Below are 15,190 nucleotides of genomic sequence, written 5' to 3' on the forward strand. Positions count from 1 at the left end.
GGTAGCAGTAACCACTACAGGTGCTGTAGTTTCTGACCACGACAGCAGTAGTGGTTGATCGAGGGGAACCCGCATGCGCAAGCTCGTGTACTTCGTCGCCAGCACCATCGACGGCTTCATCGCCGCACCGGACGGGTCGTGGGACTTCTTGGTCATCTCCGACGACGTCACCGCGTTCATGACCGAGCGGTACCCGGAGACCGTGCCCACCCATGCCCGGGCGATGCTCGGCGTCGACGCGCCGAACCGGACCATCGACACCGTGCTGATGGGCCGGCTCACCTACGAACCGGCGCTGCGTGAGGGCGTCACCAGCCCGTACGGTCACCTGCGCCAGGTGGTCTTCTCACGCACCCTGACCAGCACCGATCCGGCGGTCGAGGTGGTCGCCGGCGACCCCGTGGAGTTCGTCGGCAAGCTGCGGCAGGAGCCCGGCGCCGACATCTGGCTGGCCGGCGGGGGCTCTCTCGCCGGCCAGCTGCTGCCGGAGGTCGACGAACTGGTGATCAAGCTGAACCCGATCGTCGCCGGCTCCGGCATCCCGCTCGTGACGCGCGGCTTCGACCCGCACCGGTTCACCCTGATCGACGCGACGCCCCTGCCCAGCGGCGTGGTGGTGCTGCGTTACGCCAAGGCTTAGTTGACGCTGTCCTGGCCGGGCGCGTAGCCGGGCGCCTGCTGCGGCGGCGGCAGCAGCGGCTCCACGGGTATGACCGGACGCGTCACCGGCTCGGCCGCGGACACCTCGGTCTCCTCGCCGTAGAGCAGCACCCGCAACCGGCCCTCCGGCCCGTCGCGCAGTGTCACCGTGGTGTTCTCGTGGTCGGCCTCGATCAGCAGGCGGAACCCGCTGTGCCGCAGGTTGAACCGCAGCCGGCTGATGCTCGAGGGCAGCCGCGGCGCCAGGTGCAGCAGGTTCTCGTCCTCCCGGAGGCCGCCGAAGCCTTCGACGATCGCCGACCACGCGCCGGCCAGTGACGCGATGTGCAGGCCGTCCCGGGTGTTGCCGTGCAGGTCGCGCAGGTCGACCATGGCGGCCTCCCAGGCGTACTCGCGGGCCAGCTCGAGGTGGCCGACCTCGGCGCACATGACCGCCTGGGTGCAGGCGGACAGCGACGAGTCCCGTACGGTGATCCGCTCGTAGTAGTCGACGTTGCGCGCCTTCTGCTCGGGCGTGAAGTGCTCGCCGCACCAGTGCATGGCCAGCACCAGGTCGGCCTGCTTGCAGACCTGCCGGCGGTAGAGCTGGAAGTACGGCGCGTGCTTCATCAGCGGTTCGCCGTGTTTCTCGTCCGAGAAGTGCCAGGGCGCGTACCGGGTGAAGCCCTCCGACTGCGGGTGCACGCCGAGCCGTTCGTCGTAGGGCACGTGCACGGCCTTCGCGCACGCCCGCCAGACGTCCGGTTCGTCGGCGCCCACCCCGAGCCGTTCGGCCAGCTCGGGGTTGCGGGCGCAGGCCTCGGCGGCGGCGCGCAGGTTCCGGGCGGCCATCAGGTTGGTGAAGACGTTGTCGTCGGCGACCGCGCTGTACTCGTCGGGGCCGGTGACGCCGTCGATGTGCCAGACACCGTCGGCGTCGTGGTGGCCGTGCGACACCCAGAGCCGGGCCGTCTCCACCAGGATCTCCACCCCGAAGTCCAGTTCGGTGCCGGTGATCCGGCGGTACCGGTCGACGGCCCGGGCCACCACCGCGTTCAGGTGCAGCGCCGCGGTGCCGGCCGGCCAGTACGCCGAGCACTCGCCGCCGGCGATGGTGCGCCATGGGTACGCGGCACCGGACAGTCCCAGCGTGCGGGCCCGGTCCCGGGCGTGCGGCAGGATCGAGTGCCGCCAGCGCAGAGCGTCCGCGGCGGCCCGCGGCGCGGTGTACATCAGCAGCGGCAGCACGTAGCCCTCGGTGTCCCAGAACGCGTGGCCGTCGTACCCCGGCCCGGTCAGGCCCTTGCCCGGAATGGGCCGGCCCTCGGCGCGGGCGCCGGCCTGCAGCACGTGGAACAGCCCGAACCGGACCGCCTGCTGCAGGGCCGGGTCACCCTCGATCTCCACGTCGGCGGCGTCCCAGAAGTCGTCGAGGTAGGCCCGCTGCGCTGCCACGAGACCGTCCCACCCGGCGTACCGGGCGCCGTTGAGGTCCGCGGCGACCTGGTCGCGCAGCGCCTCGGTGGACCGGGAGGTGCTCCACCCGTACCCCATGAACTTGATGATGCGCAGCCGCCCGCCCGGCGGCAGCTCGGTGACCACCGTCGTGCGCGCCCAGTCCGGCCGCACGTCGGTCTCCTCCTCGTAGGCGCCGGGCGTCTCGATGACATGGTCCACGCCGGCGGCCATCAGCAGGCCGCTGGTGCGCGCCCGGTGCAGCAGCACCGCGCCGTGCTGCTCCTTGTCCTGCTCCACCGCGAGCAGCGGATCCTTCAGCGCGGCCGCCACCCGCGGGTCGTCGGAGACCTTCACCTGCTCCTCGTTGGCGGCCAGCCCGGACTGCACGGTGATCCGCACCGGGTGATCGGTGGCCTCGACCTCGTAGCAGACCGCGGCGACCGCCCGCTGCGTGAACGACACCAGCCGCCGGCTGCGGATGCGGACCCGCCGCCCGGCCGGTGACTCCCAGTCGACGTCGCGGCGCAGCACCCCGGCGCGCAGGTCGAGGACCCGTTCGTGGGAGTGCAGCACGCCACGTTCGACGGTGAACTGCTCGTCGTCGACCATCAGCCGGATGATCTTGCCGTCGGTCACGTTGACCACGGTCTGGCCCTGCTCGGGGTAGCCGTAGCCGCCCTCCGGGTAGGGCAGCGGCCGCTCCTCGTAGAACGAGTTGAGGTAGGTGCCGGAGATCTCGTGCGGCTCACCCTCGTCCAGGTTGCCGCGCAGCCCGAGGTACCCGTTGGCGAGCGCGAACACCGACTCCATCTGGGCGAGCAGCTCGGTCTCCAGCCGGGTCTCGCGTACCTGCCACGGCTCGGTCGGGCAGATCTCTTCGTTGATCATGCGGGGAGGCCAGCGCTGGTCATGACCTGTGCAATTACCACGCTCCAGCCCCCGGAAACTGGCAGTTTGCTGAAGGCGGCAGGATTGTCACGTGCGGCGATTCCTGATTCCGGCGATGGCGGCCACCGTGGTGCTCGCGGGCGGTGGCCTGATCTACAGCGGCCTGGGTTCCTCGTCCGAATCGGCGGGCGCGCTGTTCCAGGCGTCACCGACCCCGACCGGGCCCAGCCCCGAGGAACTCGCCGCGGCCGAGCGGGCGGCACGCGCCAAGCGGCTCGACGCGGCGCTGAAGAAGGTGAGCACCGGCGGCGCCGAGTTCTCGGTGGCGGTGCTGGACGCGACAACCGGGCAGACGTACGCCTACCGCGGCGGCACCGCCTACGACACCGCCAGCATCGTGAAGGCCGACATCCTGGCCTGCATGCTGCTCAAGGCCCAGGACGCCGGCCTCGGCCGAGATGTCGCTGGCGAAACCGATGATCCGGCTGAGCGACAACAACGCCACCACCAAACTGTTCCGCAAGATCGGCGGCAAGGCGGCGGTCACCGGCTGCAACAAACGGCTCGGGCTGACCGACACCGAGATCGACGTGCACTGGGGGCTGACCCGGACCACGGCCGCGGACCAGGTGCGGTTGCTGGCCGGGTTCGACGACACCGACGGCCCGCTGGACGACGCGTCCCGCCAGACCGCGTTCGAGCTGATGACCACGGTCGACGAGGCGCAGGACTGGGGTGTGCCGGCGGTGGCGCAGCCGGGCGAGACGGCGACCGTGAAGAACGGCTGGGACACCCGGACCGCGGACGGCGGCACGTGGGTGGTCAACTCGATCGGCCGGGTCAGCGCCGACGGCGTGGACGTGTCGATGGCGGTCCTCTCGCACGACAACGCGTCGATGGAGAGCGGCATCACGCTGGTGGAGAAAGTGGCGAAGCTGACCCGCAAGCACCTGAAGTACTAAACATCCGTTCGAGGGGACTTCACGGCGCCCTCGCCGAGCGCAACCTGGACGCGATCCTGCGCAGGACGCCGGCGAAAAGTTCCGACCGGGAGTCCTCAAGCGCGGTGGGCGGCACCCGATACGGAACGGCGTCAGCAGCCGCCCCACGGAAGGGACGACACACCCCATGGAGCAGCACCAGCTTCTCGCCGCGTACCTGCGCAACGTCAGCCGTTCCGACGAAGGCGCGACAGCGGTCGAGTACTCGCTGCTCGCGGCGCTCATCGCGGGCGCCCTGATCGCGACGATCACGCTGCTGCGCGAGGACATCCAGGCGATGATCGAGCGGCTGACCGCGGTGATCTGACCGCGCCGGACCGCAGCTGCGCGGCTCATTCCAGGAACAGATGGTCCAGGCCGATCACGTCGAAGACCCGTCGTACGATGCCGAGCGCGCCCGTCAGCCTGAAGTCCAGGCCGGCGCGCTCGGCTGCCAGGTAGCCCTCGAGGATCGCGCTTATCGCCTCGGAGTCGATGAACCGCACCTGCCGGAGATCGACCACCAGGCGCGGGCCGGTCGTCTCCCCGGCGGCGGCGACGAGCGTGTCGCGCAGCTCGTCGCGCGCGCCCATGTCGAGGTCGCCGGCGAGCAGCACCCGGTCGGGCGCCGCGCCGTCCACGGCCGGCGCCCGGGTGATCGTGAAGTAGTCGTCCGGCACGGTATTTGTCTACCAGCAAACAACGCGTTCGGCATCCGGCCGCAGGGGGACGCCCGATCGGCGTCCCCCTGCGGCCGTCACCTCAAGAACCCGTCGGTGCCCCTGCGGCCGTCACCTCAGGACGCCCAGAACAGCGCCCGGCCCAGCTGCGACTGCAGACCCTTGGCGTGCAGCCGCCAGACCGGATCGGTGCCGATCAGCACCACGTCGTTGCCGGCGGCCGTGGTGCCGCGCACGATCGCGGCCTGCCCGGCCGCCTGGGCCTGACCGCCGGTGCCGTCCGGCGCCGGTGCCCACCAGCCGGCCAGCAGCGGATCGGCCGCGTACGACTGCTCCACCGTCACGCCCGCACCCAGACCGGTGAACCAGACCGGCTGCGCGACGAACGAGTGCGGGATCGCGCCGGCGGTCACCGGGCCACCCCGGTTCACCACGTTCACCACACCACTGGCCAGGCCCGGCCCGGCGTGCGCGGTGACACCGAGCAGCCCGGCCGCGTTGCTGAACGCCGGACCCGCCGTGTCCAGGCCGACCACCCCGCCACCGCGGGCCAGGAACGCGTCGAGCGCCGCCCGGTTCTCCGCGGTCAGCGTGGCCGGGTTGAGCGTGCCCGCCACCAGCAGCACGTCGACGTCGCCGGTCAGCGTGCCGGCCAGCGTCGCCGGCGTGACCGCGCGCGCCTCGAAACCGGTGTCCGCCAGGGTGTCCCGGGCCTCCACCCCACCCACGTAACCCACCACGACCTCGTCGAGCAGCGTGCCCGACCAGCGCCGCGGTGCCCGCTCGAAGCTGACCCGGTGCTCCTTGACCGCGGCACGCACCAGGCGCTCGGCGCCGGCCGACCACGGCACCACCACCGAACCGTCGGCCAGCCGGTGCACCCGGGCGCCCGCGTCCAGCAGGTCGTTGACCGCCCGCAGATCCGCGGCGTCCTGCACGTCGAGCCGGTAGTCCACCCGCCCGGCCGGGTAGCCACCGCGCACCACCCCGTCACGAACCTGCTCCGAGCGCACCCGGGGCAGTTCCTTCCAAAGCGTGTCCACTGTCGCGCCCCAGGTCAGGCCCTGACTCCAGCCGGCCGGACCGGCGTAGAGGTCGGACACCCGGTCGGTGATGTCGGCGCCCGGTTCCAGCAGCGAGTTCACGATGCCGCGCTTGGGCTGGTGCAGATCGACGATGTACGAGCCCGCCGGGTACGAGCGGCCACCGGCACGGAACGGGCGCTCCGCCTGCCGGACCCGGCCACCGCTGCCGATCAGCAGGTCCACCAGTCGCGCCGCGGCCACCGCCGAGTGCTGGCGGTCGCCGGCCGGGATCACGTAGGAGCGCGGGAACTCCGTGCGGTAGTCGTCCTCCGGCCCCCAGCCGGGCACGTAACCGTCCGGCACGTCGCGCAGCGGCTCACCGGCCCAGCCCCGGCGGTACACCTCGGCCTGGTCGAAGATCAGCTGGTTGCGGTGCTCCTGGATGTAGTCGAGCGACTTCTTGATCGCCACCTCGTGCACGTCGGTGTTGATCCCCGAGCGGCGCACCCGCTCCTCGGGCGTGAGGTTGCCGCGCGGATTCAGCGGCGCCTCGATCGTGTACGGGATGCTGCTCTGCAACAGCGAGAACGACGGCACGTAGATCGGCGGGAAGTCGTCCCAGACCCCCGGTTCGTCGTCGCGGAACGGGATCCGGGCGCTCTGCGTCTCCGCGTACCCCAGGTCCTTGAGCCCCTGCTCGATGCCGAGCGCGTTCGGCAGCGCGTGCTTGATGAACAGGTCGTACTCGTTGTTCACGTTGTGCGGCGGCGTGCTCGGGTGCAGCAGCGTCGGACTGACGTAACCGTGCAGGTCCAGCGTGATGATCGGTTTCACGCCGACCGCGAGCTCGCGGATCAGGTTCGTCTCCGGCTGACTCACGATGGTCAGGTCGCGGTTCAGGTCGTACCCGTTGCCGTTGGCCCGCGTCCCGGCGATCCGGCCGTCCGGGTTGGCCGTGACGTTGAAGACGAGCCGGTTGCGGCGCAGCAGTCGTTCGACGGCCGGGTCGGAGCTGGTCGCGTACTCCTCGATGACCCGCAGCGCGGCGTCGGTGCCCTCCCACTCGTTGCCGTGGATGTTGGCGTTGACGAACAGCGGCGTCTTGTAGTCACGCAGCAACTGCCGGTCGGTCCGGGCCCGCACCGGCTCGTCCTCGATCAGCCGCTTCCAGCGCTCCTGCCGCTGCGCCTCGGCGCGCGACTCGGGGGCGGTCACGGTGACCACATAGAGGTCGTGCCCAACGGCGGAGCGGCCGGCCAGCCGGGCGGAGACCCGCTTGCTGGTCCTCTGGAGTGCGTTGAGCTTGGGCGCGATCTCGTCGTACGGGATGACACCGATCGGGATCGACGCGTCGTCCGGGTTGTCCGGCCAGACCGGAAGCGTGTTCTGGCGGGGGTACCCGGTGACGTCGCCGATCGGGACGGCCTGCGGTGGAACGGGGGGCAGGGCGTCGGCATGGGCGGGAACGTTCCAGCCGGTGACGACGAGGACGGCTGCCGCGGTGGAGGCGGCGAGTCTTCGCAACATGATCGCGATGGTCGATCGGCGCGGTCATCGGTGTCAATGTCCAAGCACACATAGCCTATCGCTTAGATAGGATATATGATGCGCCGACGGCCGTGGGGGTGACGGCCGTCGGCGGGTTCGTGGGGCGCTTTGCCGGCGCTTTCGGGCGGCGCTTTCGGGGGCGCTTTCCGGGCGGCGCTTTCCGGGCGGCGCTTTTCAGTGCCTCAGGGGGCGGCGCTTTCGGCGCCCGGGGTCAGCTGTTGAGGAGCAGGGAGGTCAGCAGGACGCCCAGTACAGCGCCGGCGACACCCGCCGCCGCCGCGTACCACCCGAGCGGGCGGTCACCGAGGAAACCGCCGACCAGGCCCAGCGCCAGCGCGGCGAGGCCGAACAGCAGCGGCGAGACCAGGAAGGCCAGCACGGCGAAGACGAACGCCAGGATCGTGCAGACGCGGGCGGGGGTGACGCTGCCGCGGGTACGCGTTGAGTAGGACATCGTGGGCTCCTCCCCGGACTGACATCGTTGACGTCCGATGTGTACCCGGGCGGTCGCGCCCCCATGCACGATTCACCCGGTCAGTGCCCGCAACCCGGCCGCCGTCAGCACCCCGATCAGCACCGCCAGCAGCATCGGGACCCGCAGCAGCCGAGCCACGACCACCGCGAGCAGAGCCGCCGGCACGGTCCAGTCCAGATCCGCCCAGCGCCGCCCCAGCACCTCCACCACGATCAGCCCGGCCAGCAGGGCCGGTGCCAGCAGTGCGATCACGCCGGTACTCCACGCCGGCAGCTCCCGGTCACCCAGCAGCGCCGGACCGGCCGCCTTCAGCGCGAAACTGCCGGCGGCCACCGCCACGATCGCGATCCACAACGTCACGGCCGCGCCTCCTCGACCGGTGCCCGCGAGGCCGGCACCCGGCAGCGCAGACCGACGAACGCACCCACGGTGGCGCCGATCAGCGCCACCCCCGCCGGCACCCACCAGAGCAGCCCCGCCGCCACCGCCCCGCCGATCAGCACGGCGAGCAGAGTGCTCCGGGCAACCCGCTCCCGGCGCCCGCCGCGCCCTTCCCCGCCGGGCCCTTCGCTACCCGGCCCACTGCGACCTTCGCCGCTCGGCCCGCCGCGTCTGGGCTCATCGCCGTGTCTGGGCTCATCGCTGCGCCCGCGGCCGTTCCGTCCTGCGCCGGCCGGGTCGCCGCGGGCCGGTTTCAGCTCGTCCAGAAGCAGGACCAGGAAGAACGCCGGAAAGACGATGTCCAGCCCGAACCGTTCGACCAGATCGGACGAGGGGGCGCCGAGGACACCGACCGCGGTGCCGGCCACCCACGCCGGCCACTGCAGGATCGTGGCGCCGAACATCCGCCAGCGGTCGAACCGGCCGCCACCCAGGTGCGCCGCCACCCACGACCCGTCCACCACGGCCTGTCCCTGCAACGCCCGGCGCACCCGGCCGCCGGACAGGCTCGGCCCCACCGCCAGCCCCATCGGCAGGAACCGCCCGTTGATCAGCAGCGCCGCACCGACCGCCGGTGCCGCTCCCCCACCGGCCAGGGCGGTCAGCAGCGCGAACTGCGCCGAACCGGAAAAGATCAGAACCGAGGCGACGATCGCAGCGAGCGGGCTCCAGCCCTGTTCCCGCGCGGTCGCCCCGAACGTGATGGCCAGGACGAACCCGGCCGTGGCAAGCCCGGCACCGACCCGCATCCCACCGAGGAAGCGCTGCCGGGCACGGCCGAGCTCGCGGTCGTCGCCGGTTTCCACCCCCACGGCTCCGACCGTACCGACACCCGCCGGATCCGCACCCCGGGAACACACCGGACCATCCGGCTCCGGCAGCCCGTCGCCCCGCTCAGCCCGTCACCCAGGTCAGCCCATCACCCAGGTCAGCCCATCACCCAGATCAGCCCGTCACCCAGGTCAGCTCCGTTACCCGGCGAGCGCCGCACCCGGGACCGGCGCCCGCCTCAGCGCCGCGTCCCCCGATTGTGCCCCGATAGCGCCGGACACACCGCCCATGGCGAGATGTCGATCTGCTAGCGCTACGAAATCGCTGTGATCATGGGGTCGAAACCACGATTTCGCATCGCTAGCAGATCCACAACGCCACGCGGACCCACCACAGCCGACCGCACGTACTCACCCGGTGACCGCAACAATGCCGGAGCAAGCAACACCACGCCACCGCGCCGACATCCTGCACGCCATACTCGGCACCGCGCCCATACCAGCACAAAAAGGCGGAAGCCCGCACTCACTACTCGACAAAACCATAGGGCCACTCCCCGCACGCCTCGGTCACCCAGGTCAGCCTTTACACGCCTCGTCGCCTCGGTCGCCCAGGTCAGCCTTTACACGCCTCGGTCACCCAGGTCAGGCCCTGCACGCCGCCGCGCCCCCAGACGACCAGGGCGGAACCGTCCGGACTCCAGCGGCAGCCCTCCGGACCGTCCACCACCGGCGTCGCAGCGACCTCGCGCCCGGTCGCGCGTTCGAGCACCCCCAGCCACGGCCCGCGCCGCCACGAGACCCCACGGAATCCCCCGCGACCACCCGGCACGCCGCCACCATCGCCGGCGCCGCCGCTCTCCTCGTCGCGGTCGTCGCGCCCGTCGCGGCCGTCGCGGTCGTCGCGGTCGTCGCGGTCGTCGCGGCCGTCAAGCACAGCCAGCCATCGCCCGTCCGCCGATACCGCAGCGGCCCCGGGATCGAGCTCGCCGGCGCATTTCATCTGATCGCCGGCGGCGGGCTCAGGAAGACGTCCTCCGTCAGCCAATGACCAGAAGCGGACATCACCATCGCTGCCCGGCGAGGATCCCGCGATGGCCCGGGTGGCGAACCACCTACCGTCCGCGTCGATCGCCACCTCAGCCACCGGGTCGGCGTGGGCCGGGTCTGCGCCGGGCTCCGCCGGGCACGTCAGGTCGAGGACCACGATGTCGCTGCCCACGTGAGCGGCCATCCACGAACCGTCGGGTGCGACTGTTCGCCCGGACCAGGCACCGGCCGGGAACCCGTGGCGCCGGGTGCCGGTGAGCGGGTCCCAGATCCGCATCGGGTACCCGGCGGCCAGCCAGGAGCCGTCGGGCGCGGCGACGAGGCGTACGCCGTACGTCGCGTCCACCGGCAGCACCTGCCGCACGCTGCCGTCGGCGATGTCGAGCACGGACACCCCCCGATCGTCGTAGGCGGCGGCCACCCACCGATCGGAAACGGTCAGCGCGTGCAGATGGGTGCCGCCGGGGTGGAGACGCCGGTCGGTGCCGCGCCTCGGGTCGATCACGTGCACGCCGTACGGGCCGGCGGCCACCAGCCGATCGCCATCGGGGGTGACGGTCAGCCGGGTGATCCTGGGGAGGGGCAGGGCGCGGCGGGGGCGGCCGGTGCGAGCATCGACGATCCGGACCGTACCGTCCTCGCTCGCACTCGCCAGCCAGGAACCGTCCGGTGCGACGGCGAGCGCGGTGATCGCGGCCCAGTGCGCGGCGATCAGCTGCAGCTGGGCGGCGCCGCCGGTGGTGTCGTGCACGCGTACCTCGCCGCGATGGTCACCGACCGCGACCCAGCTCCCGTCGGGCGCGGCCACGGCGACGCTGCCGGGGATCTCGGCGCGCACCTCGCGCGCCACCGGGTCGATCACGCTGACCCGGGTCATCCGGTCGGATCGGACGGTCACCGCCAGCCAGGAGTCGTCCGGTGCCGGGAGCAGGTCGACACTTTTCGCGTACGGCAGCCGGAACTCCGACCGGCGGCGCCCGGCGAGCGGGTCCCACAGCGTGATGTCGGTGCCACCGTCCACGCCGCCGGTGGTGGCGGTCCACAACCCGCCGCCGGTGACGACCAGGTCACTGAGCCCATGATCCGCGGACGGGGCGGTCAGCCGGCGAAGCAGGGCGGCACCGAAACGGCCGGGTGCCGGCCAGCGGTTCGACAGGAAGGGCGGTCCGGGATGGAGCGCCTGCGTCGGCATGCCGAGACGATCGGCGACAAGGGCAGCGAGGGTACGCGCATCGCGTACGCCAGAGAAGTGATCCTCTTCGGCCAGCAGCCTCCGTGCCAGCGCGCCCACCGCGGGGTCCGCACCGGCCGCCCGGGCGTGCGCAAGGTCGACGGCGAGGCCGGGCGCGCCCTCCTCCGCGAGCCGCCGGCACACCCACGCGGGATCGGTGACCGGCGGCCCCGCCACAGCAGCCGCCGACCCCGCCGGCGGCGACGCGGGCGCCGGGTCCGTCGAGGCCCAGACCACGATGGCGCCGCGGGGCAGCAGGGACACGTGTTCGGTGATCAGAAGCAGACGGCCGCGTTCCGCGTACTCGTCGAACATCGCGGCCTGCTCGGCCGTCCGCACGCCGTCGACGACGAGCAGCCGGCCCTCGCCTGCGGCGGCCAAGGCGGCGGCGGCGCGGTCCGGCGCCACCGGTTCGGGCGCGGCGTCGCCGTCCCATTGTCGCAGCGTGCGGCCGATCCGGAGGGTGAGTTCCGCGGCGGCCGGGGTGTCCGGCCACAGCATCCACGCCGGTGCGGGCGGTGGTGGGCCGAGCGTGATCCAGCCGATGTCGCGGAATCGGCGGGCGACATCGGGGCGGGTGCAGTGCTCGCGGACCAGGGCGGTGCGCGCCGTTCCGGCTGGGCCGACCAGGCCGACCACCCGGGCCGCACCGGTGAGGGCCAGGTCCAGGCGCTCGGTATCGATCATCGGGGGAACGGTATCCGGCCCGGCCAAGCGATTTTCCACGCCGGCCGGCCGACCACGCCGACGGGCCGGCCACGTCCGGGCCGGCCACGTCCGGGCCGGCCACGTCGAACCGACCACGTCGGGCCGGCCACGTCGGCGATCTCACCCCGCGGGGGTGAAGTCAGGCGCGCTAAAACGCTCCTAGCGTCGCGGCATGGACGCACTGATGAGCTCATTGACCGAATCGGAACTCGTGCTGGTCCGGGAGACCGCCCGGAGCGGCTGGCCACTCTTGACGAGGAGGCGCTTATCGAATTGCACACCCGGGTGCGGCGGGCGCGCAACAAGTATGTGAAGGCGTACCGGCGCCGGGCCGCGGACCGGGTGGCGGAGGCGGGCGGCCGGGGCAAGGCGTACGCGCAGGGTGCGCGGCGGCGGGCGAAAGCCGAGGTGTTCGAGACCGCTCTGGCCGCGGTGAGCGGGCAGTTGTCGCAGGTGGCGCAGGCGAGCGCGGAACTGTACGCCGCCGAGCGACTCAAGACCGACGCACCGGCCCCGCCGCGGCAGAAGGCCCCGAAGCAGAAGGCGCAGAAACCGGCACCGCAGCGCACCGACCGCCGTCCGAGCTCACCTGAGCTGCGCAAACGGGCCGCCTCCAGCCGCGCCTCGGGCAAACGCAAGCAGGCTCGCAAGGACAGCCGCTCTTGACGACCAACTGACGGGCACCTATCTTCGGTCGCAAATATTTACAGAAAGTTTCACTCCTGTTGCAGCAAGAAATCCCCCTCATCCCCCGCAGGAGATTTGATGCCCCGTCATCGCAGTCGTCTGGCGACCGCCCTGGCCGCCACCACCCTCGCCCTCGGACTCGGCGGCTTCGGTGTCGCCTCGCTCGTCACCGGACCCGACGCCCACGCCGCACCGCCCGGCACCAAGGACGTCACGGCCGTCATGTTCGAGTGGTCGTTCGCCTCGATCGCCAAGGAGTGCACCAACCGGCTCGGCCCCCTCGGGTACGGGTACGTGCAGGTCTCACCCCCGCAGGAACACATCCAGGGCAGTCAGTGGTGGACGTCGTACCAGCCGGTCTCGTACAAGATCGCAAGCCGTCTGGGTGACCGGAACGCCTTCGCCTCCATGATCAATAGCTGTCACGCCGCCGGCGTGAAGGTCATCGCGGACACCGTGATCAACCACATGAGCGCGGGGTCCGGCACGGGCACCGGCGGCACCGGCTACACCAAGTACAACTACCCCGGCATCTACTCCGACCAGGACTTCCACTCCTGCCGGAGCGCGATCAACGACTACACCAACCGGTCCAACGTGCAGGACTGCGAACTCGTCAACCTCTCCGACCTGAACACCGGCAGCGACTACGTCCGCGGCAAGATCGCCGGGTACCTCAACGACCTCACGTCGATGGGTGTCGACGGGTTCCGGATCGACGCGGCCAAACACATGTCCGCCGCCGACCTCGCCGGCATCAAATCCAAGCTGAGCAACCGCAACGCGTACTGGAAGCAAGAGGTCATCTTCGGCGCCGGCGAAGCCGTCCAGCCGGGCGAGTACACCGGCACCGGCGACGTCCAGGAGTTCCGCTTCGCCCGCGACCTCAAGCGGATCTTCCTCAGTGAGAACCTCGCCTACCTGAACAATTTCGGTACGGCCTGGGGCTACCTGCCCAGCAACCAGGCCGGCGTCTTCGTCGACAACCACGACACCGAACGCGGCGGCGACACGCTCAGTTACAAGAACGGCTCCGCGTACACCCTCGCCCAGGTCTTCACGCTGGCCTGGCCCTACGGTGCGCCGGACGTCAACTCCGGCTACGAATTCAGCAACCACGACGCCGGACCGCCGAACGGTGGCACCGTCAACGCCTGCTACAGCGACGGCTGGAAATGTCAGCACGCGTGGCGGCAGATCGGCAACATGGTCGGCTTCCGCAACGCCGTCTCCGGAACCGCCGTGACCAACTGGTGGACTAACGGCGGTGACCAGATCGCTTTCGGACGCGGCAACCGAGGCTACGTCGCCATCAACCACGAGGGCAGCACACTCACCCGCACCTTCCAGACCTCGCTGCCGGCCGGCACCTACTGCGACGTCCAGCACGGCGACCCGACCGGCGGCGGGTGCAGCGGCCCCACGTACACGGTGAACGCCGCAGGTCAGTTCACCGCCACCATCGCACCCGGTGAAGCCGTGGCCATCTACGTCGGCGCCTCCGGCAGCACACCGACCAGCTCGCCGCCGCCCTCCGCCGCCGGCGCGTCCTTCGGCGTCAACGCGACGACCACTCCCGGTCAGAACCTCTTCGTCACCGGCAACCACCCCGCCCTCGGCAACTGGACGCCGGCCGGCGCGGTACCGCTCTCCTCCGCGACCTACCCGGTCTGGACCGGCACGGTGAACCTGCCCGCCGGGACAGCGTTCCAGTACAAGTACCTCCGCAAGAACGCCGACGGCAGCGTCACCTGGGAATCCGGCACCAACCGCACCGCAACGGTCCCGGCCAGCGGGCGAGTCACTCTGAGCGACACCTGGCGCAACTGACCCATCCCGTACGCGCCACCGATCGTTCCCGGTCCCGTCCTCGTCCCGGTCCCGTCCCGCCTGCGTCCGTCCGTCTGCGTCCGTCCCGTTTGCGTCCGTCCCGTCCGCGTCCCGTCCGCCCGAGCTGGGTTCGTCCAGCTCGGGCGGGCGGGACGCTTCGCTGGCCGGCCCGTCCACCGGGCGCGGTCTGCGCCGGCCTGCCCCTCATGACCATCCGAAGCAGTCCCACCAGCCATGGATGACAGCCACCCCGACCCAGCTGTCATCCACGGCTGCTCCCGAGCACTCATGACAGCCGTGGATGACAGCCAGCCCGTCAGCTGTCACTCAGGGCTGCTCCAGAGCGGATTCAACAGCCGGGAGCGACAGCCAGCCCACCGGCTGTCGGCCACGGCTGCCCCCGAGCACTCCTGACAGCCGTGGGTGACAGCCAGCCCGAGCCAGCTGTCGCCCACGGCTGCCTCCGAGTACGCCCAACAACCATGGATGACAGCCACGCCGACCCAGCTGTCACCCACGGCTGCTCCCAAGCACTCCCAACAGCCGTGAGCGACAGCCAGCCCACCAGCTGTCAGCCACGGCTGCTCGAAAGCGGGTCCAACAGCCATGAGTGACAGCCGACCGTCGCGGGGCCTGCTCGGCGGAGGCCGGACGTGGGGGCCTCTGCCTGCTGTGTTCAGCCGGCCCGGTTCGGGGGCCGTGTGTTCTTGTCGCGGCGCAGCTGGGGCGCTACGGATACTGTGCACGCATGCTGTTTCCGGCCTCGCTCGTTGCCGCACT

At 71.3% G+C, this 15,190-nt stretch carries 12 protein-coding genes; 5 read left to right on the forward strand and 7 right to left on the reverse strand.

Features of this window, described 5'->3' with window-relative positions:
• Positions 1-73: 73 nt before the first annotated feature.
• The gene (locus tag LPA41_RS31320) at positions 74-640 is read left to right on the forward strand and encodes a dihydrofolate reductase family protein (protein ID WP_229074645.1); all 567 of its coding nucleotides are present in this window, start codon (positions 74-76) and stop codon (positions 638-640) included.
• Here the strand turns inward: LPA41_RS31320 and LPA41_RS31325 are convergent.
• Positions 637-2,985, reverse strand: coding sequence for a glycoside hydrolase family 65 protein (locus tag LPA41_RS31325; RefSeq protein ID WP_229074646.1), 2,349 nt, complete (start codon positions 2,983-2,985; stop codon positions 637-639). The two genes, LPA41_RS31320 and LPA41_RS31325, sit on opposite strands and share 4 nt — an antisense overlap.
• Before the next feature lie 458 nt (positions 2,986-3,443).
• Between LPA41_RS31325 and LPA41_RS42790 the strand changes: the two genes are divergently transcribed.
• Positions 3,444-3,947, forward strand: coding sequence for a serine hydrolase (locus tag LPA41_RS42790; RefSeq protein ID WP_306469724.1), 504 nt, complete (start codon positions 3,444-3,446; stop codon positions 3,945-3,947).
• Between the two features lie 166 nt (positions 3,948-4,113).
• Complete coding sequence (locus LPA41_RS31335; protein ID WP_229074647.1) at positions 4,114-4,293, forward strand: Flp family type IVb pilin; 180 nt, start codon at positions 4,114-4,116, stop codon at positions 4,291-4,293.
• Between the two features lie 25 nt (positions 4,294-4,318).
• On the opposite strand, the gene LPA41_RS31340 is transcribed toward LPA41_RS31335, so the two are convergent.
• The 6 genes from LPA41_RS31340 to LPA41_RS31365 form a co-directional block, all read right to left on the reverse strand.
• Entirely contained in the window at positions 4,319-4,645 is a 327-nt protein-coding gene (locus LPA41_RS31340) for an STAS domain-containing protein (RefSeq protein WP_229074648.1), read from the reverse strand.
• Between the two features lie 116 nt (positions 4,646-4,761).
• The gene (locus tag LPA41_RS31345) at positions 4,762-7,197 is read right to left on the reverse strand and encodes a M14 family zinc carboxypeptidase (RefSeq protein ID WP_229074649.1); all 2,436 of its coding nucleotides are present in this window, start codon (positions 7,195-7,197) and stop codon (positions 4,762-4,764) included.
• Positions 7,198-7,429: 232 nt separating this feature from the next.
• Positions 7,430-7,672: a hypothetical protein gene (locus LPA41_RS31350; RefSeq protein WP_229074650.1), complete on the reverse strand. Its 243-nt coding sequence runs from the start codon at positions 7,670-7,672 to the stop codon at positions 7,430-7,432.
• A gap of 72 nt (positions 7,673-7,744) precedes the next feature.
• Positions 7,745-8,053, reverse strand: coding sequence for an AzlD domain-containing protein (locus LPA41_RS31355; protein ID WP_229074651.1), 309 nt, complete (start codon positions 8,051-8,053; stop codon positions 7,745-7,747).
• A complete protein-coding gene (locus LPA41_RS31360; protein WP_229074652.1) occupies positions 8,050-8,946 on the reverse strand; it encodes an AzlC family ABC transporter permease in 897 nt (298 codons plus the stop codon). The genes LPA41_RS31355 and LPA41_RS31360 overlap by 4 nt, the downstream gene beginning before the upstream one ends.
• Before the next feature lie 574 nt (positions 8,947-9,520).
• The gene (locus tag LPA41_RS31365) at positions 9,521-11,872 is read right to left on the reverse strand and encodes a WD40 repeat domain-containing protein (RefSeq protein ID WP_229074653.1); all 2,352 of its coding nucleotides are present in this window, start codon (positions 11,870-11,872) and stop codon (positions 9,521-9,523) included.
• 294 nt (positions 11,873-12,166) lie between these two features.
• Here LPA41_RS31365 and LPA41_RS31370 point away from each other — a divergent pair, with 294 nt between their 5' ends.
• Together LPA41_RS31370 and LPA41_RS31375 are read left to right on the forward strand one after the other, a co-directional pair.
• Complete coding sequence (locus LPA41_RS31370; RefSeq protein ID WP_229074654.1) at positions 12,167-12,559, forward strand: hypothetical protein; 393 nt, start codon at positions 12,167-12,169, stop codon at positions 12,557-12,559.
• Positions 12,560-12,658: 99 nt separating this feature from the next.
• On the forward strand, positions 12,659-14,410 hold the full coding sequence (locus LPA41_RS31375; protein WP_229074655.1) for a carbohydrate-binding module family 20 domain-containing protein: 1,752 nt from the start codon (positions 12,659-12,661) through the stop codon (positions 14,408-14,410).
• Positions 14,411-15,190 lie beyond the last annotated feature (780 nt).

This window comes from Actinoplanes sp. DH11 (assembly GCF_020873875.1).
Classification (GTDB): Bacteria; Actinomycetota; Actinomycetes; order Mycobacteriales; family Micromonosporaceae; genus Actinoplanes.